The sequence below is a fragment of the Klebsiella sp. 141161 genome (assembly GCF_050600815.1).
In the GTDB taxonomy this organism is placed as follows: Bacteria; Pseudomonadota; Gammaproteobacteria; order Enterobacterales; family Enterobacteriaceae; genus Klebsiella; species Klebsiella aerogenes.
In genome coordinates, this window is sequence record NZ_JAQIRN010000004.1 from 92,916 (window position 1) to 116,870 (window position 23,955).

24 protein-coding genes are annotated in these 23,955 nt (G+C 58.0%); 12 read left to right on the top strand and 12 right to left on the bottom strand.

The genetic code is table 11. The annotated features are described in order from the left end of the window. The first annotated feature begins 20 nt into the window (after positions 1-20). The 5 genes from phnR to phnV all read left to right on the top strand — a co-directional run bounded on the left by phnR (position 21) and on the right by phnV (position 4,710). On the top strand, positions 21-740 hold the full coding sequence (gene phnR, locus PGR79_RS12300) for a phosphonate utilization transcriptional regulator PhnR (protein ID WP_045397821.1): 720 nt from the start codon (positions 21-23) through the stop codon (positions 738-740). Between the two features lie 178 nt (positions 741-918). Then, positions 919-1,932, top strand: a complete 1,014-nt coding sequence (phnS, locus tag PGR79_RS12305; protein WP_040182531.1) for a 2-aminoethylphosphonate ABC transporter substrate-binding protein — start codon at positions 919-921, stop codon at positions 1,930-1,932. Between the two features lie 5 nt (positions 1,933-1,937). Then, on the top strand, positions 1,938-3,050 hold the full coding sequence (gene phnT, locus PGR79_RS12310) for a 2-aminoethylphosphonate ABC transport system ATP-binding subunit PhnT (RefSeq protein ID WP_113374082.1): 1,113 nt from the start codon (positions 1,938-1,940) through the stop codon (positions 3,048-3,050). Beyond that, positions 3,050-3,910: a 2-aminoethylphosphonate ABC transporter permease subunit gene (gene phnU / locus PGR79_RS12315; protein ID WP_087858896.1), complete on the top strand. Its 861-nt coding sequence runs from the start codon at positions 3,050-3,052 to the stop codon at positions 3,908-3,910. The genes phnT and phnU overlap by 1 nt, the downstream gene beginning before the upstream one ends. A 2-nt stretch (positions 3,911-3,912) precedes the next feature. Further along, positions 3,913-4,710: a 2-aminoethylphosphonate ABC transport system, membrane component PhnV gene (gene phnV, locus PGR79_RS12320; RefSeq protein ID WP_113374081.1), complete on the top strand. Its 798-nt coding sequence runs from the start codon at positions 3,913-3,915 to the stop codon at positions 4,708-4,710. A gap of 57 nt (positions 4,711-4,767) precedes the next feature. On the opposite strand, the gene PGR79_RS12325 is transcribed toward phnV, so the two are convergent. The 3 genes from PGR79_RS12325 to PGR79_RS12335 form a co-directional block, all read right to left on the bottom strand. Next, positions 4,768-6,147, bottom strand: coding sequence for a carbohydrate porin (locus PGR79_RS12325; protein WP_113374080.1), 1,380 nt, complete (start codon positions 6,145-6,147; stop codon positions 4,768-4,770). 276 nt (positions 6,148-6,423) lie between these two features. Then, positions 6,424-7,749, bottom strand: a complete 1,326-nt coding sequence (locus PGR79_RS12330) for a PTS cellobiose transporter subunit IIC (protein ID WP_015703869.1) — start codon at positions 7,747-7,749, stop codon at positions 6,424-6,426. A gap of 11 nt (positions 7,750-7,760) precedes the next feature. After that, positions 7,761-8,075, bottom strand: a complete 315-nt coding sequence (locus tag PGR79_RS12335) for a PTS sugar transporter subunit IIB (RefSeq protein WP_015369080.1) — start codon at positions 8,073-8,075, stop codon at positions 7,761-7,763. A 292-nt stretch (positions 8,076-8,367) separates the two neighbouring features. Between PGR79_RS12335 and PGR79_RS12340 the strand changes: the two genes are divergently transcribed. Beyond that, positions 8,368-9,303, top strand: coding sequence for a LacI family DNA-binding transcriptional regulator (locus PGR79_RS12340; protein WP_113374113.1), 936 nt, complete (start codon positions 8,368-8,370; stop codon positions 9,301-9,303). 29 nt (positions 9,304-9,332) lie between these two features. Here the strand turns inward: PGR79_RS12340 and PGR79_RS12345 are convergent, their stop codons facing one another. From PGR79_RS12345 to PGR79_RS12365, 5 genes are all read right to left on the bottom strand, one after another. After that, entirely contained in the window at positions 9,333-9,647 is a 315-nt protein-coding gene (locus PGR79_RS12345) for a CcdB family protein (protein WP_113374079.1), read from the bottom strand. Positions 9,648-9,649: 2 nt separating this feature from the next. After that, complete coding sequence (locus PGR79_RS12350; protein WP_045390507.1) at positions 9,650-9,883, bottom strand: type II toxin-antitoxin system CcdA family antitoxin; 234 nt, start codon at positions 9,881-9,883, stop codon at positions 9,650-9,652. 216 nt (positions 9,884-10,099) lie between these two features. Continuing rightward, positions 10,100-10,390 (bottom strand): YicS family protein, encoded by a 291-nt coding sequence (locus PGR79_RS12355; protein ID WP_015369086.1) that lies wholly within the window; start codon positions 10,388-10,390, stop codon positions 10,100-10,102. A 101-nt stretch (positions 10,391-10,491) separates the two neighbouring features. Then, a complete protein-coding gene (locus PGR79_RS12360; protein WP_045375196.1) occupies positions 10,492-11,394 on the bottom strand; it encodes an EamA family transporter in 903 nt (300 codons plus the stop codon). Between the two features lie 63 nt (positions 11,395-11,457). Beyond that, positions 11,458-12,363, bottom strand: a complete 906-nt coding sequence (locus PGR79_RS12365; protein WP_113374078.1) for an AraC family transcriptional regulator — start codon at positions 12,361-12,363, stop codon at positions 11,458-11,460. A 116-nt stretch (positions 12,364-12,479) separates the two neighbouring features. On the opposite strand from PGR79_RS12365, the gene PGR79_RS12370 reads away from it, so the two are divergent. Continuing rightward, positions 12,480-13,016 (top strand): carboxymuconolactone decarboxylase family protein, encoded by a 537-nt coding sequence (locus PGR79_RS12370; protein WP_113374077.1) that lies wholly within the window; start codon positions 12,480-12,482, stop codon positions 13,014-13,016. Positions 13,017-13,035: 19 nt separating this feature from the next. Here PGR79_RS12370 and PGR79_RS12375 read toward each other — a convergent pair whose 3' ends face one another. Together PGR79_RS12375 and PGR79_RS12380 are read right to left on the bottom strand one after the other, a co-directional pair. After that, positions 13,036-13,506 (bottom strand): DUF1348 family protein, encoded by a 471-nt coding sequence (locus PGR79_RS12375; protein ID WP_087858902.1) that lies wholly within the window; start codon positions 13,504-13,506, stop codon positions 13,036-13,038. After that, entirely contained in the window at positions 13,506-14,135 is a 630-nt protein-coding gene (locus tag PGR79_RS12380; RefSeq protein ID WP_063447230.1) for a pyridoxamine 5'-phosphate oxidase family protein, read from the bottom strand. Before PGR79_RS12380 ends, PGR79_RS12375 begins: the two co-directional genes overlap by 1 nt. A gap of 39 nt (positions 14,136-14,174) precedes the next feature. Here PGR79_RS12380 and PGR79_RS12385 point away from each other — a divergent pair, with 39 nt between their 5' ends. Further along, on the top strand, positions 14,175-15,146 hold the full coding sequence (locus tag PGR79_RS12385) for a LysR substrate-binding domain-containing protein (protein ID WP_162750186.1): 972 nt from the start codon (positions 14,175-14,177) through the stop codon (positions 15,144-15,146). On the opposite strand, the gene PGR79_RS12390 is transcribed toward PGR79_RS12385, so the two are convergent. After that, positions 15,143-16,636 carry an MDR family MFS transporter gene (locus tag PGR79_RS12390; protein WP_015369093.1) on the bottom strand — a complete coding sequence of 498 codons (1,494 nt, stop codon included), beginning with the start codon at positions 16,634-16,636 and terminating at the stop codon, positions 15,143-15,145. The genes PGR79_RS12385 and PGR79_RS12390 overlap by 4 nt on opposite strands. Positions 16,637-16,716: 80 nt before the next feature. On the opposite strand from PGR79_RS12390, the gene PGR79_RS12395 reads away from it, so the two are divergent. Beyond that, positions 16,717-17,364, top strand: a complete 648-nt coding sequence (locus tag PGR79_RS12395; protein WP_045390522.1) for a TetR/AcrR family transcriptional regulator — start codon at positions 16,717-16,719, stop codon at positions 17,362-17,364. Between the two features lie 176 nt (positions 17,365-17,540). Here the strand turns inward: PGR79_RS12395 and PGR79_RS12400 are convergent, their stop codons facing one another. After that, positions 17,541-17,957, bottom strand: coding sequence for a GNAT family N-acetyltransferase (locus PGR79_RS12400; protein ID WP_113374075.1), 417 nt, complete (start codon positions 17,955-17,957; stop codon positions 17,541-17,543). A gap of 288 nt (positions 17,958-18,245) precedes the next feature. Between PGR79_RS12400 and eefA the strand changes: the two genes are divergently transcribed. From eefA to eefC, 3 genes are read left to right on the top strand one after another with little or no spacing between them, the layout of a single operon-like run. Then, positions 18,246-19,370 carry a multidrug efflux RND transporter periplasmic adaptor subunit EefA gene (gene eefA / locus PGR79_RS12405; RefSeq protein ID WP_430921760.1) on the top strand — a complete coding sequence of 375 codons (1,125 nt, stop codon included), beginning with the start codon at positions 18,246-18,248 and terminating at the stop codon, positions 19,368-19,370. Then, the gene (gene eefB, locus PGR79_RS12410; RefSeq protein WP_430921762.1) at positions 19,370-22,477 is read left to right on the top strand and encodes a multidrug efflux RND transporter permease subunit EefB; all 3,108 of its coding nucleotides are present in this window, start codon (positions 19,370-19,372) and stop codon (positions 22,475-22,477) included. The genes eefA and eefB overlap by 1 nt, the downstream gene beginning before the upstream one ends. Positions 22,478-22,480: 3 nt before the next feature. Then, positions 22,481-23,845 carry a multidrug efflux RND transporter outer membrane subunit EefC gene (gene eefC / locus PGR79_RS12415; RefSeq protein WP_430921764.1) on the top strand — a complete coding sequence of 455 codons (1,365 nt, stop codon included), beginning with the start codon at positions 22,481-22,483 and terminating at the stop codon, positions 23,843-23,845. Positions 23,846-23,955: the final 110 nt, after the last annotated feature.

Here is a 23,955-nt window from a genome sequence, read left to right on the forward strand (position 1 = left end):
AAAAGTGGCAGTGAGTAAACATGAAATCACCCTCTGGCGAGATGCCGCAATACCTGATGATTAAAGCGCAGCTGCAGGCGCGTATTCAAAACGGCGCCCTCAAAAGCGGCGACAAGCTGCCTTCCGAGCGCGAGCTGTGCGCGCTGTTCAACACGACCCGGATTACGGTGCGTGAGAGCCTGGCGCAGCTGGAGGCCAGCGGCGTGATTTATCGCGCCGACCGCCGCGGCTGGTTTGTGACGCCGGAGCGTCTATGGCTGGATCCGACGCAAAATACCAACTTCCACAAGCTGTGTCTCGAGCAGGGGCGCGAACCGAAAACGGTGCTGCTTGATGGCCGCCTGGCTGCCGTGCCGCTGGATGTGATGGCGCCGTTGGCGCTGCAGCCCTTCGATCAGGTCTATTTGCTGACCCGGCTGCGCTATGCCGACGGCCGGCCGGTGTGCTACTGCGAAAACCACTGTCTGCCCGCGCGGGTGCCTGAGCTGCTGCGCCACGATCTCAACGGCAGTCTGACCGAGATTTATCAAACTCAGTACGACCTGATCTATACCAGTATGCATTTGTCGTTTTATCCCACTTCAATGCCGCCGCAGGCCGCAGAGGCGTTGGGGGTGATGGAAGGGCGCCCGGCGCTGCTGTTGCGCCGGCTGAATTACGATCAGCATGGACGTATTCTCGATTACGATATTGAATACTGGCGGCATGACAGCCTGCGGATCGAAGTCGATACCCATTGATTTTATTGGTTAAATTTTTTGATCTCCCCGGTGGCGCTAACGCTTACCGGGACTATGCATCCCGCTCGTTTTAACTCTTTCGACACACTTCTTTCATCGTTTTGTCATAAACCCCCGGTAGCGTGAAGCCAAATCTGGTCTACACCAGAATAACTGACTATCCGATGAGGCTTATACGATGAAACTCTCCCGACTTGCTCTGCTGTCCCTGTTCGCGCTGACCAGCTCTCCGGTTTGGGCGGACGGCGTCGTCACGGTTTATTCCGCCGACGGCCTGCATGACGGCGATAACAGCTGGTATCAGAGCCAGTTCGCTGCCTTCACCAAAGCGACGGGCATCAAAGTGCAGTATGTGGAAGGCGGCTCCGGCGCGATTGTTGAACGTCTGGCCAAGGAGCGCACCAATCCACAGGCTGATGTGCTGGTCACGGTGCCGCCGTTTATCCAGCGCGCCGCGAAAGAGCAATTGCTGGCAACCTTTACCCCGCAGGGTAGCGCGCAGATCCCCGGCGCTAACGACCGCTACGCGCCGCTGGTGAACAACTATCTGACCTTCATCTATAACGGCCAGTTGCTGAAAACCGCGCCGGCCAGCTGGCAGGATTTGCTGGATAGTCGCTTTAAGAACAAGTTGCAGTACTCCACGCCGGGTCAGGCGGGCGACGGTACCGCGGTGATGCTGCAGGCGTTCCACAGCCTCGGCGGTAAAGACGCCGGTTTTGCGTATCTGGGTAAGCTGCAGGCCAATAACGTTGGCCCATCGGCCTCGACCGGCAAGCTGACGGCGCTGGTCAATAAAGGCGAGCTGTACGTCGCCAACGGCGATTTGCAGATGAACCTGTCGCAGATGGCGCGTAACCCGAACGTTAAAATTTTTTGGCCGGCGGATGATAAAGGCGAGCGCAGCGCGCTGGCGCTGCCCTACACCATCGGGTTGGTACAGAACGGACCGAACAGCGAAAACGGCAAGAAGCTGATCAATTTCCTGCTGGATAAACCGGCGCAATCCAGCGTCAGCGCGCGCTCCTGGGGCCTGCCGGTACGCAGCGATGTGGCGCCGGATGACGCTAACTTTAAGGCGGCGAAAGCGGCGCTCGACGGCGTGAAGAGCTGGGAGCCGAACTGGGACGACGTTGCAGTATCGCTGTCGGCGGATATCGCCCGCTGGCATAAAGTGACCGATAGCGAGTAAGCCTGATGTTGATGAAAACCACCGTCACTCCTTCCCCGTCGCTGGCGGGGACTTCCGGGATCACCCTGGACTCGCTGCGCGTTTCATACCACGGCAACGTGGTCTTAAAACCGCTGTCATTGACCATTGAACCCGGAGAAGTATTGGCGCTGATAGGCCCTTCCGGTTCCGGGAAAACCACGGTGCTGCGGGCGATTGCCGGTTTTGTGCAACCGGCTGGCGGTCGGATCCTGATTGGCGACACGGACGTCACCCAGCTGCCGCCGTACAAACGCGGGCTGGCGATGGTGGTGCAGAACTACGCGCTGTTCCCGCATATGAAGGTGGAAGATAACGTTGCTTTCGGCCTGCGGGCGCAAAAGCAGCCCAGGGGGCTTATCACCGAGCGGGTGACTGAAGCCTTAAAAATTGTCGGTATGGCGGATTATGCCACCCGCTACCCGCATCAGCTTTCTGGCGGCCAGCAGCAGCGCGTCGCGATAGCCCGTGCGATTGCCGTGCGTCCTCGGGTGCTGTTGCTTGATGAACCGCTGTCGGCGCTGGATGCGCAAATTCGTCATAACATGGTGGAAGAGATTGCCCGCCTGCATCGCGAACTGCCGGAGCTCACCATCCTCTACGTCACCCACGATCAAACCGAAGCGCTGACCCTGGCGGACAAAATCGGCATCATGAAAGACGGTTCGCTGATCGCCCACGGTGGAACGCACGAGCTGTACCACTATCCGCCGAACCGCTTTAGCGCCGAATTCCTCGGCCGCGCCAATATCCTGCAGGCAACGGCGCTGAAAGACAGTACCGAGCCGGGGCTGGTTAGCGTGAGCTGCGGCGGCGGCCTGATTAACGCCTTCAGCCGGGGCGGCCTGCATGGCAACAACAAGCTGTTATGCATTCGCCCGCAGCACATGAGCCTGGCGCCGCGATCGGCAATCAGTAATCGCCTCAACGCTACCCTGACCTCGGTACACTGGCAGGGCGATCTGACGCATCTGCTGTGCGACGTCGCTGGCGAAGCGGTGCGGATCGTCATGACCCACGTAAACCCACTGCCGCGCCCGGGGGACAAGCTGGCGCTCTACTTTGAACCTGGCGATGCGGTTCTGATCGAGGTGCAATAATGGCGCAAACCCTCACGCTTGCGCGTCCGGCGCGAAACCTACGCCCTTACCTGTGGCTGGCGTTGCCGCTGCTGGTGCTGGCGACGCTATTTTTCTATCCGCTACTGCTGATCGCCGAACAGGCGTTACGCGACGCCAGCGGCAATCTAAGCCTCGAGACTTTCTGGCAGGTGATCGACTCTAAGCGCTTTATCAGCGCATTGTTTAATACCTTGCAGATCGCCGTTTTCGCGACGCTCGGCTGCCTGGTGCTCGGCAGCGTGCTGGCGCTGATTCTGGTGTTTATTCCGTTCCCCGGCAGCCAACTGGTGAGCCGGGTCATCGATACGTTTATCGCGCTGCCGACCTTCCTGATTACTCTCGCGTTCACCTTTATTTACGGCTCGGCGGGGCTGCTCAACGGCACCCTGATGGCGTTGTTTGCTTTTGAACTGCCGCCGGTAGATTTTCTCTATTCAATAAACGGCGTGATTCTGGCGGAGATTACCGTCTTTACGCCGCTGGTGATGCGCCCGCTAATGGCGGGACTGCGGCAGATAGATAAGAGCCAGCTGGAAGCGGCGAGTATTCTCGGCGCTCACCCGTTACGGGTGATTACCCAGGTTATCTTCCCGGCGGCGCTACCGGCGCTGATGGCGGGCGGCAGCCTTTGCCTGCTGCTGACCACTAACGAGTTCGGTATCGTGCTGTTTATTGGCGCCAAAGGGGTTAATACCCTGCCGATGATGGTCTACAGCAAGGCGATTCTGGAGTCGGATTACAGCGTGGCCTGCATGATTGCGCTGATTAATATTCTGCTGTCGCTGGGGCTGTTTATGCTCTATCGGCTGGCTGCGGCGCGCACTGGCGTAAGGAGTTAACGATGTTGATTTGGTCGCGTAAAGGCCGCGCGGCGGCGGGCGCGCTGGCGGTGACGCTATTTGCCGGCGTTTTCCTGCTGCCGCTGGCGGTGATTTTACTCTCCAGCCTGAGTAAACAATGGAACGGCCTGCTGCCCACCGGCTTTACCTTTACCCACTTTGTTAACGCCTTTCGCGGCGCGGCGTGGGATTCGCTGTTTTCGAGCCTGATGGTGGGCTTCTGCGCCAGCCTTCTGGCGCTGCTGTGCGGGATGTGGGCGGCGCTGGCGCTGCGCCAGTATGGCGCGAAGTTACAGAAATATCTTGGCCTGGCGTTTTATCTGCCCAGCGCTATCCCCTCGGTTTCCGTCGGACTGGGCATTCTGGTGGCGTTCAGCCAGGGACCGCTGCAGATGAACGGCACCTTCTTTATCGTCCTGACGGCGCACTTTGTGCTGATCTCCGCCTTTACCTTCAGCAACGTAACGACCGGGCTGGCGCGGATTTCCGCCGATATTGAAAACGTCGCCTCAAGCCTGGGCGCTTCGCCGTGGTATCGCCTGCGCCATGTTACGCTACCGCTGATGACGCCGTGGATGATTTCAGCGCTGGCGCTGAGTTTATCGCTGTCGATGGGAGAGTTAGGGGCGACGGTGATGATCTATCCGCCGGGTTGGACGACGCTGCCGGTGACTATTTTCAGCCTCACCGATCGCGGCAATATCGCCGATGGCTCGGCGCTGACCATTGTGCTGGTGGGCGTCACGCTGCTGTTGATGATGAAGCTTGAGCGCATCGCCCGCCGATTAGGCCAGAGATAGGTTGTATCCGGAGTTGTAGCCCGGCTCAGCGTAGCGCCAGCCGGGAATCGGATTGCCTCAGAACCAGGCCTCAAACATACCGCCGATGTTCAGCGAATCCAGCCGCTCGTCGCTGGTGCCGTCTACTTTCGCGGTGTGCTCGTTATTCACCTGGCCGCCGGTAACATAGAAGCGCAGCATCGGGCGGAACTCCGGCCCCATGCCGATGGCGATGTTCTGCGACAGCGTCAGCTTCCAGCCGTGGTTATCCCCGCCCTGGTCGTAGTCAACGCGCTGGTAGCCCGCTTCCAGCCAGGTCGAGTGCACATCGTTCCAGAAGTACATCGGCCGGACGATCGCGCCGTAGTTTTTACGGTTGTCGGTATTGTCCTTGCCGTTGTCGTAGTCGTGGAAGGCCAGCAGATATTCGATCTGCGCCTGCTGGGTGAATTTATGGCTGCCCTCGAAGCTGGCGTAAACCGTGGTCAGGTCGTCAGTTTTGTTGTAGACGCTGTTATCCGAGTTATCGGAGTAGCGTAGAATAACTTTGTTCACCCCGCTGTCGTTGGTATGGCTCAGCACCAGCCCGCCCTGCCAGGCATCGAGGCGCGCGTCGCTGTCCACCGCTTTTGAGTCAAAGCCGTAGTTGGCGTACACCTCGACGTCGATCGGCCCGGCCTTGATGTTGTGGGTTTTGGTGGTCAACGCGTAGTGGCCGTTGTCGCCGGTATCGGAGCTGCCGGTACAGGTGATGCGCGACGGGTTGGTCTCGTCGGCCATCACTTCCGGGCTACAGGATTTCACCTGCGACACCGTCGCCACGTCGAACTGCACGCCGCCGATATCGAAATTCTTCACCCCGGCCCCCTGGCCGTCGTGGTTCATCCAGAAGTAGTCGTTGATCCCCTGTTGCGGGCGCTGGTGGAAGTCGCGGCCGGCCCAGATATAGGCGTTGGGGTTGGATTCAAGGACGTTGGTGACGCCGACGTAGGCTTTTTTCAGGTTAACCTCGTCGCTCCAGTGGTCAAACATGACGTTAATATCCCAGATGGCCCCCTGCGCGCTTTTGAACGCTTTGCTGATCTGGAATTCGCCGCCGTTGCTTTCGTTACCGAGACGGCCAATCGCCGAGGCGCCGTTATAGGAGCCATCGACGCCGACGTATTTCTGGTCGCCGGTCTGGAAATGGGCGCCATAGCGGGCGTAGCCGCTAAATTTCAGGCCGAATGGGATCGCCAGATCCGGCGAAGCCGCGGTGGTTTGCGGGTTGGTAATAACATCGACCTTTTTATTGGCCGCGGCGTCGATTTTCGCCTGGCGGTCGGCCAGCGCTTTATCGACGGCTTTCGCGACGATGGCGTCGATCTGTTCCTGAGTAAAATCCTGCGCCAGTACGGAAATTGGGCACAGCGCGGCGATAACCGCCATGGCCAATGGCAGCTTTTTAACTGTATTCATGGTTATCTCACTTTAATAATTAATATATGCAGACAATAACCGCCCCATTCTGGTTAAAATAAAAATAACCAAAATAAGCTGATTTGTTTTTTCAGGGTACAGCTACGCCGGAGAATAAATATCTTACTCTCAGTGGCGAAATTTAACGGCTAGTACAAATGCAGATGTATTAATTTTTTCTCAAAATATATTTCCTGAGGTTATTGCGTTTATAATCAGATTATTTGGCGAAAATCCCTTTTCCGCATAAATACATATTTTCAGGTAATACAGGAATTACTGGCTAACGGCCCCGGCGACCGGTGCCACGCTTTTCGCCTTTTCGACTTCATTCTTTATTAATGAACGCTCATAGGCGCGCAGGAATGGCAGATAAATCACTGCCGACATCACCATGCAGATAACGCACATCACCACCGGGCTTAAAGTCCAGTTAGCCGCCCACGAGGCGCCAATCGGCGCGGGCGTCGTCCACGGCGTCAGCGACACTACCTGACTCAGCCAGCCAAGGCGGGTTGCGCCGTAAGCCAGCACCGCGTTGACCATCGGCACGCAGACGAAGGGAATAAACATCATTGGGTTCATGATGATCGGCGCGCCGAACAGAATCGGTTCGTTGATATTAAAGAAGCTCGGCACGATGCCCATTTTGCCGATAGTCCGCAGATGCGTGACCCGGCTACGCAGCAGCAGGAAGGCCAGCGGCAGGGTCGAACCGACGCCGCCAATCAGCAAATAGTGATCCCAGAAGCCCTGCAGGTAGACGTGCGGCAGCGCCGCGCCGGCCGCCAGCGCCGCCTGGTTTGCCGACAGGTTGGCCATCCAGAACGGGTTCATAATCCCGGTGACGATAAGCGAGCCGTGAATACCGGCGAACCAGAAAATCTGGCACATCAGCACCGACAGCAGAATCGCCGGCAGCGAATCGGAGGCGGAGACCAGCGGTTCCAGCAGATGCATAATCGCCTGCGGCAGGATCATGCCGGTTTGCGCTTCAATGAACAGGTTGAGCGGATGCAGAGTACCGATGACCACCAGTACCGGAATGAGGATCTCAAATGAACGGGCGACGCCGGTCGGCACCTCTTTAGGCAGGCGGATGGTCACATTGTTTTGCTTAAGCCAGGCGTAAACGCGGGTGGAGTAGATGGCGGTGATCAGCGCGGTGAAAATGCCCTGGCCGGATAAATACTGAGTAGAAATTTTGCCATCGGCATAGGGCGCGGCGACCAGCAGGAAGGCCATAAACGCCAGCAGGCCGGACATGACCGGATCGAGCTGGAACTGGCGTCCGAGGCTGGCGCCGATGCCGACCGAGATAAAGAAGGTCATAACGCCCATGCTGAGGTTAAACGGCAGCATCAGCTGTTCACGGTACTGCTGGGAAAAATCCAGCCAGCCGCGGGCAAAACCGTTAGTGGTCTCCGGCGAGAAAGGCGGAAAGATAAATACCAGCATGAAAGAGCCGATGATCATGAACGGCAATGCGGCGGTAAAGCCATCGCGGATGGCGATAACATATTTCTGTTGCCCAAGGCGTCCTGCCAGCGGAGTAATAGACTGCTCGATCACGGCAATCATCGACTGATACAGAGAACTCATTTGAACACCTCTTAGTGCGCCGCGGCGATCAGCGACAGGGCATAATTCAGAACGTTATCTCCCCGCTGCATTCCGTAATCCATCGTATCGATAGGCTGAACGGGAATATTCAGGGGAGCGGCTTTCTCGCTAAGCATTTTCAGCATGTATTTGACCTGGGGGCCAAGCAGCACCACCTGGTATTGCGGAAACTGCATATCAAATTCGGCAACGCCATAGGCGTCAATCTGCACCGGCAGGTCGCGTTCCTTTGCGGCATCCACCATTTTCCTCACCAGCAGGCTGGTGGACATCCCGGCGGAGCAACACAGCATAATCTTGTACATCGACGGCTTTCCTCATATGTAAAAAGTTATTGCGAGGATGATTTGATATCAGACGGAAACCGGTTTCCATTTATAAAAAACAGAACTGTGAGCGCGGTCAATAACTCACCGTTAGCGGCCTTACTAATTAGATTTCGCTCACAAAATAATGTCGATTTGGCGTGGTTTTTTGCCGAAATGGAAAATCGGTTTCCAAATAAAAAAGGAAACGGCTATACTGCCGCTGGTTATAATTGAAGCGATTCAGGACACAGCGTTACAGGGGCTAAGCCGCACCTGCCAGGGGAAAAAAATGTCGACAATCAATGATGTATCACGGTTAGCCGGGGTATCGAAAGCCACGGTTTCGCGCGTGCTGAGTGGTTCGCGCGGGGTAAAAGAGGCCAGCCGCCAGGCGGTGCTTCAGGCGGCGGAAACGCTGAACTACCGGCCCAATATGATTGCCCAATCCTTACTGAGCCAGTCGACGGGCTGTATCGGCGTGATTTGCGCGCAGGACAACATCAATCAGACCACCAGCTATCTCTACGCCCTGGAAAAACAGCTCAGCCAGCATCAGAAGCATCTACTGCTGCGCTTCGCCAATAACCGCGGCGACGTATTAAGCGCGCTGGATGAACTCACCTGTGGCCTGTGCGATGACGTGCTGATCATCGGCGCGCGCTTTCCGCTGCAGATCGAGCGCCCCGATGTGGCGCTGATTGATTGTCTGGAAAGCGATGGCGAGAACAGTATTCAGTTTGATCACGCCTTCGCCGCGGAAACCGCCTGTCATTATCTGATTAATCAGGGGCGGCGGCAGATTGCGCTGATCCATCCGCAGGGGAGCGGCTTTGCCGATCAGGTGCTGCTGGGCTATAAGCATGCGCTGGAGAAGAACTTCCTGCCGTTTAATCGCAACCTGGTCTTCCTGGACTGCGCCTCGTCGTCGGTGGCGGTGCAGGAGTTGATGAATAACGCCACTACCCTGAACTTTAATGCGCTGTTGGTGAGCGATGAACTGCAGGCGCAGCGGGTAGTGCCGCAGCTGCAGGCGTTTAACCGCGCGGTGCCGGAAAAAGTAATGGTCTTCAGTCTCGCGGGTTCGCTGCAGATGCCGGGTATTCCGACCATCCCGGCGATTGAGTATTCGATGGATGCGATGGCTTCGCGGATCGTCAACTGGCTGATCGGCAAAAGCCCGCAGCCCGGCGGCAGCCTGCTGCGCGGCGACTTAATTATTCCCTAGAGGTGCGGAGATATTCTAAACATGCGTGTCTAAATGCCATCAAGCATGAAATCGAGCGCTCCTTTAATAGCGTTGCGGTATCCGCTCGCATCGCAAAACTCGACTCCTAAGGCTTTAACAGGAATGGTTGCCGCTTCGTGTGTCATCAAAACGTATTTTTTCCCGTCAACCAAAGCCAGTATCGGGTTTAAACGCTCCGGCGCGGGATTAACACTGAGTCGCTCAACGGGCATTAACGGGATCGCTAAGCGGCGATTAATGTCGCCAATAATGTCACTGGTAACATCAATTAAAAGTGGGAAGGCCGGGTTTTTACTGGTACTTCTGTAGACATAATATTGCACTGTCAAAAACTCCGATATTCATCAGAAAAGCATCCGGTCTCTTCCCCTAAAGCATTCATTGCAGCTATTGCTTCAGCATTAGCTTCTCGCCAACGCAGGGCAGCATGTTTTTTCAGCTCAGCATCAAGCGCTGCGGCTAATGTCGCGCTCATATTTACACCGGCTTCGCGCGCACGATTGAGTAAATCCCGTTCGAGAGTGACGGTCACGTTTTGCGTTTTACGTTTTACAGTCATGATGAGATCTCCAGTGAGCAGATATGTGGAGCTTACACGTATACTGACACGATCGCTACCTGGCGGCCTCTGATAGCTCATCGCGATAAAACATATTATTTAGGAGATACGGTGAGGGTAACGCCCTCATGGGACGTAAAGCCTGAGTCCGGCGAAGTACCGAACTCAGGTCAGGATAATTTGGAGTGGCAACGGTTTTCCTGATAATTCAGCCCGTTATTTCTCCGGGCAGCGAATTTTATCAATGGCGGCCAGATAGCCTTTTTGATTATTGCGCTCTTTCGCCAGCGTCGCTTCGCGAACGTAACTCTGGTTGTCTTTCGAGGCGAGGATTTTATTGGCGAAATCGGTATCGCTGAGGGTGCTCGCCGGGGCGCATTTTTCCTTCACCGCTTTCAACACCTGCTGTTTTTGCTGCTCAAACTGCAGGCTTTGCAGCGGCGATTCGGCCCACGCCGCGCTGGCGCTAAGGGCAGTAACCAGACACAACATCCAACACGCTTTCATGGCGCTTCTCCTTCACTTTTCGCTTCAGTCAACTATATGCGCAGCAGGTGAATTGCGCAAATGTTAGACACTTTTTGTTGTTTAAAATCAGACGATTGCTATTACGCCGCGCGTACCCGCCGCCGGGAATCCACCGCGATAAGAATGACCGAAGAGAGAATCAACAGCGTCCCAAGCCAGTCCGGCAGGGTAAAGGTAATACCCAACAGCAAGAGAGAGAGCAGGGCGCTGCTCAGCGGCTCGGCGCAGCTGAGGATCCCGGCTTTCGCGCCGCCAATCTGCTGGGCGCCGTTGAGGTACAGGCTGAAGGTCAGCGAGGTACCGATCACCACGAGATAGAAAAACGCCAGCAGCAGACGGCCGTTCACCACAAAGTTCGCGCTTTGGCTGCCATAAAACGGCAACAGCATCGCCCCGCCAATCAGCATGCTCCAGCCGACGATCGGCAGCGTGCCGTAGCGGGCGATAAGCGTTGAGGGATAGGTGGTATAAAACGCCGCCGCGAAGGCTGAGGCGATCCCCCAGAACAGCGCCGCCGGCGAGATGGAGAGCGAAGTCGGATTGCCATGGGTGACCAGCAGGAAGGTGCCGGCCAGCGAGGTGCCAATCGCCAGCAGCACAAAGGGGCTGGGCCGCGCCTTACGCGCCAGCGCGAACCAGGCGACGATAATCGTCGGCGACAAAAATTGCAGTACCGTAGCGGTAGCGGCGTTCGACTTCTCGATGGTCATCAGGAAGGTGTACTGTACGGTTAACGCGCCGACCAGCGAGAAAAACAGCAGGCTGAGCGCGTCTTTGCGGTTTTGCATAACGCGGAAAATTTTGTCGCCGTGAACGAAGGCGAGCATCAGCAAAATCAGCCCGGCGAACAGCAGGCGGATCATGGTCAGATAGGGCGATGACATCTGACTTTGCTGCATAATGTACTGCGCGCAGACCCCGGAACTGCCCCACAGGACGGCGGCGATCAATACGTTCAACATCCCTCTTTTGCTGGAACCCATTTTTCCCTCGCGTGAAATAGCGCAAAGCAGGAATCATAGCACGGCGGCGACGCGGCGCGTGTTTTACTGCTGACGCCACTCGCCCGGCGTCATGCCGTAGTGTTTTTTAAAGGTTTTCGCAAACGAAGCCTGTGATTGAAAACCGCAGCGTTCGGCAATCACTTCCAGCCGCGTCTGGCGATCGAGATGCAGCAGGCGAGCGGCCATCGCCATCCGCAGCTGCGACAGCCACGCCTGCGGCGTCAGATGATAGACGCGGGCAAAATGGCGGGCGAAGGTGGCGCGCGATAAAAACGCCCGCGCCGCCATGCTCTCGATAGTCCACGGCTGTTCCGGCGCGGCCAGTACCGCGAGAACGGCCGGCATCAGCCGCGCATCGCTCATCAGGCGCAGCAGGCCGCCCGGCGGCTCCCGCGCGCCGAGCAGGGTACGTAACAGCAGTATCAGCAGCGTATCGCCAAGACTGCGTACGATAGCGCTGCCGCCGGGATGTTCCGCCAGGCTTTCGCGCACCAGCACGTTAAGCAAAATATCCAGTTCCGGGCAATCTTCGCGCTCATCGGTATGTAAATGGATCAGCGCCGACTCTTCGGCGAACAGCCAGTTGACGTGCGGGCCGAAGTAAAACTCGCCGCACAGCATCTCCAGCGCGTCGCTTTCCACGGCGGTACGCACTTCCGTCAGCGTGCCGTTAAAGCGGTGGGCGACGGGCAGTACCTGACCCCACTCCACCAGGCTCTCCATCAGATGCGGCGAACCGTGCGGCAGCAGGATCACGTCGCCGGCGCGCATGTGGCGGGTTTGATGGCCGACGGTTAGGCGCCCTTCGCCGTGCAACACAAAGTGCCACGGCACCACGCCCGCTCGCATTTGATCGTGTCCGGCCTGCCAGCGGCCGCCGAAACGGCAATGCAGATTCACTTCGCAACGCGGGGCCAGCAGCGTCAACAGATGGCTCAAACTATCCATGCGACTCCTGAGACGATAAGACAAAAAAATGAGACGAAGAGCGCCAGTCTAGCACGTCGCCGACCACTAAGATGTCTCCATTGCCACAACATACCCTCAAATAACAGGAGTACACCATGAGCCGTTTAGCCGATATCCGTGAACAAGATGCCACCGGTAAAGCCGCCGATATTTTCGCCGGAATTAAAAAAGCGATGGGTAAAGTACCGAATGCCTATCTGACCATCGGCGGCCACTCGCCGGCGGCGCTGCAGCAGGCGCTGGCGCACAACGCGATGCTGCATAAAAGCAGCCTTAGCGCGCAGGAGCTGGAAGCGATTAATTTATCGGTCAGCGAAGCGACCGGCTGTGATTACTGCCTGGCCGCCCATACCCTGATGGCCAAAAAAGCGGGCTTCAGCGGCGAGCAAATCCACGCCCTGCGCCGCGGCGAGTATACGGAAGATGCGCGCCTGGACGCGCTGGCGAAATTCGCCCAAACGCTGGTGACCACCACCGGTACGCTGCCGGAAGCGGATGTCGCCGCGCTGCGTCACGCCGGTTTTAGCGACCAGCAGGTGATTGAGATCATCAGCGCCGTCAGCGCCATCCTGTTCACCAACATGGTGAACCGGGTTAACGACACGGTAGTGGACTTCCCGAAAGCCGATTAACCCGTCGTCGCGCGCCTGTTTACAGTCCCAGTTCGCTTAGCCCCGGATGATCGTCAGGGCGGCGACCCTGGGGCCAGTGGAACAGGCGCTCGCTTTCCGCGATCGGCAAATCGTTAATGCAGGCGTAGCGTGTGGACATTAGGCCGTGCTCATCAAACTGCCAGTTTTCATTGCCGTACGAACGAAACCAGTTGCCGCTGTCGTCGCACCACTCATAGGCGAAGCGTACGGCGATGCGATTCTCCTGCCACGCCCATAGCTCCTTAATCAGCCGGTATTGCAGCTCTTTACGCCATTTTCGCTGCAGAAACTCCACGATTTGCCCCCGTCCGTGGACAAATTCGCTGCGGTTGCGCCATTCGCTATCCACGGTATAAGCCAGCGCGACTTTTTGCGCATCGCGGCTGTTCCAGCCATCTTCTGCGGCGCGCACCTTCTGCACTGCACTGTCGCGGGTGAACGGCGGTAACGGGGGACGTTGTTCGCTCATCAGGACTCTCCTTTTGGGGATAATTGATGCTGCAGGCGCTGATTCTCCTGCTCCAGTTCATGAATACGCTCTTGCAGGCTCTGGCTGTATTCCGCGACCTGCTGTGCGCTGTAGCGCGGCGTAATGTGCTGCGGGCAGTTCCAGTCAAAAGCCTGCAGATGAAAACGAAACAGGCGTTCGATGCGGGCGCGATAGTTTGCCGGCGTCACTAACGCCAGCAGCTCAGGCTGCTCTTCCGCCGCCAGCACCTCGACGGTAGCGTAGATCTTCAGCCTGGCACGGCGCGGGTAATCCATCAAAAACAGGCAGGCCCGGTCGCTGCCGCGCAGGTTGCCGGTGGTAATGTACTGGCGATTACCGCCGAAATCGGCCATGGCCAGCGTGGCGTCATCCAGCAGGCGCAGAAAACCCGGCGGGCCGCCGCGATGCTGAATGTAGGGCCAGCCGCTTTGCGACACCGTCGCCAGATAAAAACTGTCGCGGGTAGCGATCATCCCTTCTTCGCTGGCGCCGAAGCGATCCGCCTGACGGCGGCTGTGCGGCGTTTGCCACAGCTGGTCGCTGCCCATTTCATGTTGCACATCCATGACATCCGGGGTGATAGCGATATCGAGAAAGGTTGCTGCCATAACGCCTCCTGAAGGTAGGGGGCTATCATGGACTGTGCTGTGAAAAATGATAATACTGCTTACCTGGTAATCATCTTTCCAGATAACGGGAGAATAATGGACCGATTAAGCGCTATGGCGCTGCTGGTGAAAGTCACTGAACTGGGCAGTATGTCGGCGGCGGCGCGGGCGATGAATATGCCGCTAACGACCGTGAGCCGTAATATCGGCGAGCTGGAGAGCGCGCTGGGAGTCCGTTTATTGACGCGCACCACCCGTAAACTCACCCTCACTGATGCCGGCGTCGATTATGTCGCCGCTGCGCGGCGGATCCTCGAAGAGGTGGAAAACGCCGAACGCCGGGCAACGGGTGAATACCAGGAGCCGAAGGGCGAGCTGGTGATCTCCGCGCCGACGATGTTTGGTCGCCAGCACGTTCTGCCAATCATTAGTGAATTTATCGCCCGTTATCCGCAAATTCGCGTACGTTTGTTACTTAGCGACAGTAATGCCGATCTGGTCGGCGACCATATCGATCTGGCGGTACGGATTGGCGAACTGGCTGATAGCAGCATGGTGGCGGCCCGGCTGGGCGCGATGCGTATTGTGGCCTGCGCCCATCCCGCGCTGTTGGCGAAATACGGCGAACCGCAGCGTCCGCGCGATCTGGCGGCGTTGCCGATCATCCGTATTGAATCGCCGATGCCTTATCGCGGCTGGCGCTTTCGCGCCGTTGAACGGGAAGATCAGCTGATTAATCTGCCGCCGGTGTTGGCCGTCACCACGCCGGAGAGCGCCGCCGATGCCGCCCGGCTGGGCGTTGGCGTGGCCCGCTTGCTGCACTACCAGGCGCTGGATGGCCTGCGCTGCGGGGAACTGCGTCTGCTGCTGGAAAGCGTCGAGCCGGAGCCCGCGCCGGTTCATTTGTTATATACCGCGCGGGAGCTGGCTCCGCTTAAGCTGCGGAAATTTATCGATTTTGCCGCGCCGGCGCTGCGCCAGTCCTTGCTACGCATTGCCGGGGCCGTTTAATGCGCCGCGGTTTTCAGCGGCGCCTCCTTCAATAGCCAGGAAAGGACAAACGCGACGGCCATAATGCAGGCCGCCATCAGGAATGCCGCATGGATCGCCGCGCCGAAGGCGTCGAGATAATCGAGACGGATCGCCGCTGGCAGATGCTGTACCGCCACCGGGTTCATGGCTGGCGGCAGCACCGCGCCCTCAGGCAGCAGTTTCTGCAGGTTATTTTGCAGCACATGGGTAAAGACCGCGCCGAACAATGCCACGCCGATGGAGCCGCCAATCGAGCGGAACAGGGTCACGCCGGAAGTGGCAACACCGTACATCTGCGCCGGCATCGCGTTCTGTACCGCCAGCACCAGTACCTGCATCACCAGCCCCAGACCCGCGCCGAGCACGCCGGTAAACAGATAAAGCTGCCACATCGGCGAATGAATGGTGATGCGGGTCAGCAGCACCATGCCGGTCACGCCGAGCAGGGTACCGATAATCGGGAAAATCCGGTATTTCCCGGTGTGGCTAATCACCCGGCCGCTGATGATGGAGGTCAGCAGCAGGCCGCCCATCAGCGGGATTAACTGTAACCCGGCCTCGGTTGGCGTCGCCTCTTTCACCACCTGCAGATAGAGCGGCAGGAAAGTGACCGAACCGAACAGCGACATGCCGATAACAAAGCCAATCAGGCTGCACAGCAGGAAGCTACGGTTGCGGAACAGCGACAGCGGAATAATCGGCTCGGCGGCAATCCGCTCTTCGTAGATAAAACCGATGATCCCCACGATGCCGAAGGCCAGAATGCACCACAGCTGCGGGTCATTCCACGCATGGACGCTGCCGCCTTCCGAGGTAAACAGGATGATGCACAACAGCGCCATGCTGAGGTAAATCGCCCCCAGCCAGTCAATCTGATGCTGGCTGCGTTTGTTGCTGCTGTGGAATACCGCGCCGATAACCAGCAGCGCGAACAGACCCAGCGGCAGGTTGATATAGAAAATCCAGCGCCACGAGGCGTGCTGTACCAGGAAACCGCCGATCAGCGGGCCGATAACCGTCGCCAGGCCGAAGACGCCGCCGAACAGCCCCTGATAGCGCCCACGGTTGGCGGGTGGGATAACGTCGGCGACCGCCGCCATGCTGATCACCATCAGGCCGCCGCCGCCGAGCCCCTGCAGCGCGCGCATCAGTACCAATTGCGTCATATTTTGCGCAAGCCCGCAGAGCGCGGAACCGGCAAGAAACAGCACGATCGCCACCTGCAGCACGATTTTGCGCCCGAAAAGATCGCCGAATTTACCGTACAGCGGCACTACGATGGTCGAGCTGAGGATATAGGCGGTGACCACCCACGAAAGTTTATCCAGCCCGCCGAGCTCGCCAACGATAGTAGGCAAGGCGGTGGAGACAATGGTCTGGTCCAGCGCCGACAGTAGCATCACCAGCAGCAGGGCGCTGAACAGCAGGCGGATTGAGGGCGCCGGTTGGTTTGCGACTTCAGATGTCATTGCATCACTCGCTTGAAATTAATTAAATGCATAATTAATATTTAGGGAAATGATGAATCGGGTCAAGAGATCGCCAGCATATGCCAGCACTAAAAGCTAATGAAGCGCCGCGCCGCCCCGGTCGGCCACGCGGTAAAAAGCCGGGAACCGCTAACCGCGAGCAGTTGATAGATATCGCCCTGGCGCTGTTTGCTCGCCACGGCGCGGCCCGCGTGTCGCTAAATGCCATTGCCAAAGAGGCCGGGGTGACGCCGGCGATGCTGAATTACTATTTTACGTCGCGGGAAGCGCTGATTGAGAATTTGCTGGAAGAGCGCTTTATGCCGCTGCGTAACGATATCAGCCGCATTTTTGTCGACCATCCGCAGGATCCGGTGACGGCGTTGACGATGATGGTTGAGACGCTGGCGGACATGGCGGAGCAAAATGCCTGGTTCGCGCCGCTGTGGATGCAGGAGATCATCGGCGAGATGCCGATGCTGCGCCAGCACATGGATGCGCGCTTCGGCGAGGAGCGTTTTCAGGTGATGCTGGAGACGGTTCGCCGCTGGCAGCAGGAGGGGAAAATTAACCCGGCGCTGGCGCCGGAACTGCTGTTTACCACGGTGATTAGCCTGGTGCTGGTGCCATTCTCGCGCATCCATAGCGACCCGCGTTTACAGGCGGTAACCCGGCAGACCATTGTTAGCCACGCGCTGGCGTTAATGGGCCACGGGGTCGGCGGTTAAGGTATGATTTTGTGTCAATGCAGATACCGACACTGCTTCTGCGTTATGGCTCTCCTGGCGCAGGGATTTTCCCGGAGGCGGCGCGTTGCGCCTTGTCCGGGCTACCAAAGAACTGTAGGCCGGATAAGGCGTAGCCGCCATCCGGCGCAAAAGTCGCGCCTTATCCACGGTTATCGTTACAGCGTCTTCGATAAATAGTGGCGTTGCATACCCGCGTGCGGGAAATCGGGCAGCGACATCTGCAACTGATAGCCTAATTTCTGATAAAACGGCAGCGCCTGGAAGCTAAAGGTATCGACCAGCAAATGACTGCAGCCCAACGCCTGCGCCTGCTGTTCCGCTTCCTGCATAAGCTCGCGGCCCAGGCCGTTGCCGCGCATCTCTTCGCTCACCCACAAGTATTCGATACACAACCAGTTGCCTTTGCGTTTGGCGATAAGCCCGCCACGCATCACCGCTTGCTCATCGCGGGAGTAAATGCCCAGATCGCCAAACTGCGTCGGGTCGAGGTAGCGTGAATTGTATTCACGCAGGCCTGCCAGCAATTCTTGTTGATCGTCGGGATTAATGCTTTTTGTAATTATTAGAGCCATTAAGTTTCTCCAGTTGCACAGGCAATCGTTATATTTTCCTCTACTGACTTTCACAAAATATTCTTATTTTCTCCATTATTTTTTGTCTTAATTTTGTCGTTCAAAGTAAGCGAAATAACCTTTCCATGACTTTCGAAAGGGCGGGCTGAGAATCCCCACAATAATAATAGTGTTAAGGAACATCTACGCTCCATTTCGATATTTTCATTGAGACGAAAATGTCGCAGCGCCCATCTTTTCCTCGCGATTTAATTCACGGGGGGACGTCTTACATCTTGAGAAAATAAAATGAAACACATCATAGCCCCCATCGCGACAGCATTATTTCTCCTGAGCGGATGCGATAATGCGCAGACAACTGCGCCGCAACAACCCACGCCGGAGGTGGGAATTGTAACGCTGCAAGCCCAGCCGGTGCCGGTTGTCAGTCAACTGACTGGCCGCACGACCGCCTCGCTCAGCGCCGAAGTGCGTCCGCAGGTCGGCGGTATCATTCAGAAGCGCCTGTTTACCGAAGGCGATATGGTGAAGGCCGGGCAGGCCCTTTACCAGATCGATCCCTCCAGTTATCGCGCCGCCTGGAACGAAGCGGCGGCCGCGTTGAAGCAGGCACAGGCGCTGGTGGTCTCTGATTGCCAGAAAGCTCAGCGCTACGCGTCGTTGGTCAGAGATAACGGCGTCTCTCGCCAGGATGCCGACGACGCTGCCTCCGCCTGCGCCCAGGACAAGGCCAGCGTGGAGTCGAAAAAAGCGGCGCTTGAGAGCGCGCGCATCAACCTGAACTGGACCACCGTCACCGCGCCGATTGCCGGGCGCATCGGCATCTCCTCGGTCACGCCGGGAGCGCTGGTCTCTGCAGACCAGGATACCGCGCTGGCGACGATCCGCGGCCTCGACACCATGTATGTCGATCTGACGCGATCCAGTGTCGATCTCCTGCGTTTACGCAGGCAGAGCCTGGCCAGCAACAGCGATACCCTCAGCGTGACGTTAACCCTTGAAGATGGCAGTAGCTATCCCGAAAAAGGGCATTTGGCGCTCACCGAAGTCGCCGTCGATGAATCCACTGGCTCGGTGACCCTGCGCGCCATCTTCCCCAACCCGCAGCACGTCCTGCTGCCGGGAATGTTTGTCCGCGCGCGTATCGATGAAGGCATCATGAACGACGCGATCCTCGCGCCGCAGCAGGGTATCACCCGCGATGCCAAAGGCGACGCCACGGCGCTAGTTGTCGATGCCGACAACAACGTTGAGCAGCGTACCGTGCAAACCGGCGATACCTACGGCGATAAATGGCTGGTGCTGAGCGGTCTGAAAGCGGGCGACAAGCTGATTGTCGAAGGCACCGGTAAAGTATCCCCCGGACAAGCGGTGAAGGCCGTTGCCGTCAAAAATAACGGAGGCAATGCCTGATGTTCTCCCGTTTCTTCGTACGGCGCCCGGTCTTTGCCTGGGTGATCGCTATCCTTATCATGCTTGCCGGGGCGCTGGCGATCCGCACGCTGCCGGTGGGGCAATATCCGGACGTCGCCCCGCCGGCGGTCAAAATATCCGCTACCTATACCGGAGCTTCCGCAGAAACCCTGGAAAACAGCGTCACCCAGGTTATCGAGCAGCAGCTCACCGGACTGGATAACTTACTTTATTTCACCTCCACCAGCAGTTCGGATGGTACGGTGAGTATTACCGTCACCTTTGAGCAGGGAACCGATCCGGATACCGCTCAGGTACAGGTACAAAACAAAGTGCAGCAGGCGGAATCGCGTCTGCCGAGTGAAGTACAGCAATCTGGCGTAACGGTAGAAAAATCGCAAAGCAGTTTCCTGTTAATCCTCGCGGTGTATGACAAAACCAACCGCGCCACCAGTTCTGATATCTCCGACTGGCTGGTCAGCAATATGCAGGACCCGCTGGCGCGCGTGGAGGGCGTCGGCAGCCTGCAGGTATTCGGCGCCGAATACGCGATGCGCATCTGGATGGATCCGACCAAACTCGCCTCTTACTCGTTGATGCCTTCCGACGTACAGTCGGCGATTGAGGCGCAGAACGTGCAGGTCTCCGCGGGTAAAATCGGCGCGCTACCGTCGTCCAATGCCCAGCAATTGACTGCTACCGTGCGCGCGCAGTCGCGGCTGCAAACATCTGACCAGTTCAAAGCGATCATTGTAAAGAGCCAGTCAGACGGTTCAGTGGTGCGCCTGAGCGATGTCGCGCGGGTGGAAATGGGCAGCGAGGATTACACCGCTACCGCTAATCTGAACGGCCACCCCGCCGCCGGGATTGCGGTAATGATGGCGCCCGGCGCCAACGCGCTGGATACCGCGACGCTGGTGAAAAGCAAAATCGCTGAATTCCAGCGTCAGATGCCTCAGGGCTACGATATCGCCTACCCGAAAGACAGCACCGAGTTCATCAAAATCTCGGTCGAGGACGTGATCCAGACGCTGTTTGAAGCGATTATTCTCGTGGTCTGCGTAATGTATCTGTTCCTGCAGAACTTCCGCGCGATGCTCATTCCGGCGGTAGCGGTACCGGTCGTGTTACTTGGTACCTTCGGGGTGCTGGCGCTGTTCGGCTACTCCATTAATACCCTGACGCTGTTCGCCATGGTGCTAGCGATCGGCCTGCTGGTGGATGATGCCATTGTGGTGGTGGAAAACGTCGAACGTATTATGCGCGACGAAGGACTGCCTGCCCGCGAAGCCACCGAAAAATCGATGGGCGAAATCTCCGGCGCGCTGGTGGCGATCGCCCTGGTGCTGTCGGCGGTATTCCTGCCAATGGCCTTTTTCGGCGGTTCGACCGGGGTAATCTATCGCCAGTTCTCGGTGACGATCATCTCGGCGATGATGCTGTCGGTGGTGGTAGCGCTAACCCTCACTCCGGCGCTGTGCGGCGCGCTGCTAAGCCACTCCAAACCTCATGACAAAGGCTTCTTCGGCGCCTTTAATCGCCTGTGGGGGCGTACAGAAGAGGGCTACCAGCGTCGCGTACTCGGCGGCCTACGCCGCGGCGCGGTGATGATGGGCGCTTACGCCTTGATTTGCGGGGCGATGGCGCTGGCGATGTGGAAACTGCCGGGCAGCTTCCTGCCGGTGGAGGATCAGGGCGAAATCATGGTCCAGTACACCTTGCCTGCCGGGGCGACGGCGGTGCGTACCGCCGAGGTGCGCCGTCAGGTGACCGACTGGTTCCTCACCAAAGAGAAAGCCAATACCGAGGTTATCTTCACCGTCGACGGCTTCAGTTTCAGCGGCAGCGGTCAGAATGCCGGTATGGCCTTCGTCTCATTGAAAAACTGGTCGCAGCGCAAAGGCGACGAAAATACCGCGCAAGCCATTGCGCTGCGCGCCAACAAAGAGCTGGGCGCGATCCGCGACGCCACCCTGTTCGCCATGACGCCGCCATCGGTGGACGGCCTTGGGCAAAGTAACGGCTTCACTTTCGAGCTGATGGCCAGCGGGGGTACCGATCGCGATAGCCTGATGAAGCTGCGCAGCCAACTGCTGGCCGCAGCCAATCAGAGCGGCGAACTGCAATCGGTTCGCGCCAACGATCTGCCACAAATGCCACAGCTGCAGGTGGATATCGATAACAACAAAGCCGTCTCGCTGGGGCTGTCGCTCAGCGACGTGACCGATACGCTCTCCAGCGCCTGGGGCGGCACGTACGTCAACGACTTTATCGATCGCGGCCGGGTGAAAAAAGTCTATATCCAGGGCGAGAGCGACGCGCGCGCCGTGCCGTCCGATCTTGGTAAATGGTTTGTCCGCGGCAGCGATAACAGCATGACGCCGTTCACCGCGTTCGCCACCACCCATTGGGAATACGGCCCGGAAAGCCTGGTACGCTACAACGGCTCAGCCGCCTTTGAGATCCAGGGGGAAAACGCCGCGGGCTTCAGCTCAGGGGCGGCAATGGACAAAATGGAAAAACTGGCCGATAGCCTGCCGGCGGGTTCCACCTGGGCATGGAGCGGTATTTCGCTACAGGAAAAACTGGCCAGCGGCCAGGCGATGAGCCTGTACGCCATTTCGATTCTGGTGGTGTTCCTGTGCCTGGCGGCGCTGTATGAAAGCTGGTCGGTGCCGTTCTCGGTGATCATGGTCATCCCGTTAGGCCTGCTTGGCGCGGCGCTGGCGGCCACGCTGCGCGGCTTAAGTAACGACGTCTATTTCCAGGTGGCGCTGTTGACGACTATTGGCCTGTCGTCGAAGAACGCCATTCTTATCGTTGAATTCGCTGAATCCGCGGTGGATGAGGGCTATTCGCTCTCGCGGGCGGCGATCCGCGCCGCGCAGACCCGTCTGCGCCCGATTGTCATGACCTCGCTGGCATTTATCGCCGGAGTACTGCCGCTGGCCATTGCTACCGGCGCCGGGGCCAACAGCCGCGTGGCGATCGGTACCGGGATTATCGGCGGCACCCTGACGGCGACGCTGCTGGCGGTGTTCTTCGTCCCGCTGTTCTTTGTGCTGGTGAAGCGTCTCTTTACCCGCCCAAGTCCTTCTCAGGAGTAAGTTATGTTTCGTTTGAGTTTAATGTTTATCGCGCTCCTGACCGCGGGCTGCGTCTCTCTTGACCCGCACTACGAGCGCCCGGCCGCGCCGGTGCCGGCGACCCTTCCCGGCGCGCACGGCGAATCGACGGCGGTGGTCGGTGACTGGCAAAAAGTGGTCAATGATGCGCGGCTAAAAAAAGTGGTCAGCATCGCGCTTAATAGCAACCGCGATGTGCAAAAGGCATTGGCCGATATTGAAGCCGCTCGCGCCCAGTATGGCGAAACGCGCGCATCGTTGTTTCCCACCGTCGATGCCGAGCTGAGCCATACCCGCAGCAAAACGATCGCCAGCGGCCTAAGTTCTACCTCGCAGGCTGACGGCGCGGTCTCGAGCTTCGAACTGGACTTGTTCGGCAAGAACCAGAGCCTGTCACGCGCGGCGCGAGAAAGCTGGCTTGCCAGCGAATTCACCGCGCAAAATACCCGACTGACGATGATTGCCGATTTGACCACCGCCTGGGTGACGCTGGCGACGGATAATAGCAATCTGGCGCTGGCGCAGCAGACGATGGAAAGCGCGGAGAACTCGCGTAAAATCGTCGCTCGCCAGATGGCGGTGGGCACCGCCTCCGCCGGTGATTTAAGTTCGGCGGAAAGCGTCTATCAGCAGGCGCGAGCCAGCGTCGCCAGCTATCGTACGCTGGTGGCGCAGGATAAAAACGCCATTAACCTACTGGCCGGGGAAACCGTGCCGGAGAGCCTGCTGCCCGGTACGCTGGAGAGCCTGGGGGATAACAGCATCGCGCTGGTGCCGGCGGGGGTATCATCATCGGTACTGTTGCGCCGGCCGGATATTCAGGAGGCGGAACATAATCTCAAGAGCGCTAATGCCGATATCGGTGCGGCGCGAGCGAACTTTTTCCCGTCCATTTCGCTGACCGCCAGCGCCGGGGTCGGCAGCGATTCGCTATCGTCGCTGTTTAGCCATGGCATGCAGGTGTGGTCGTTCGCCCCGTCCATCAGCCTGCCGCTGTTCACCGGCGGCAGTAATCTGGCGCAGCTACGCTATGCGCAGGCTGAGAAAAAGGGGCTGATTGCCACCTACGAGAAATCCATTCAGAGCGCCTTTAAGGACGTTGCCGATGCGCTGGCGCGCCGGGAAACGCTGAGTGAACAGCTCGATGCCCAGCAGCAGTATGTTGCCGCCGAGCAGAAGTCGCTGGATATCGCGATGAAGAGTTATCAGGCCGGGGTTGGCGATTATCTGTCGGTGCTGACCGCCCAGCGGACGCTGTGGTCGGCGAAGGCGACGCTGCTGTCGCTGCAGCAGACCGACCTCAATAACCGCATTACGCTCTGGCAATCGCTGGGCGGCGGCGCCAATTAATGTTCCTCTTCGGAGGCGTTATAGCACCTTAATCCCCACTGACACGTGCGTTAACTCCAGATTGCGGTAATAAAATATTCCACCTTTATTACCGCAATATCTCTAGCTAT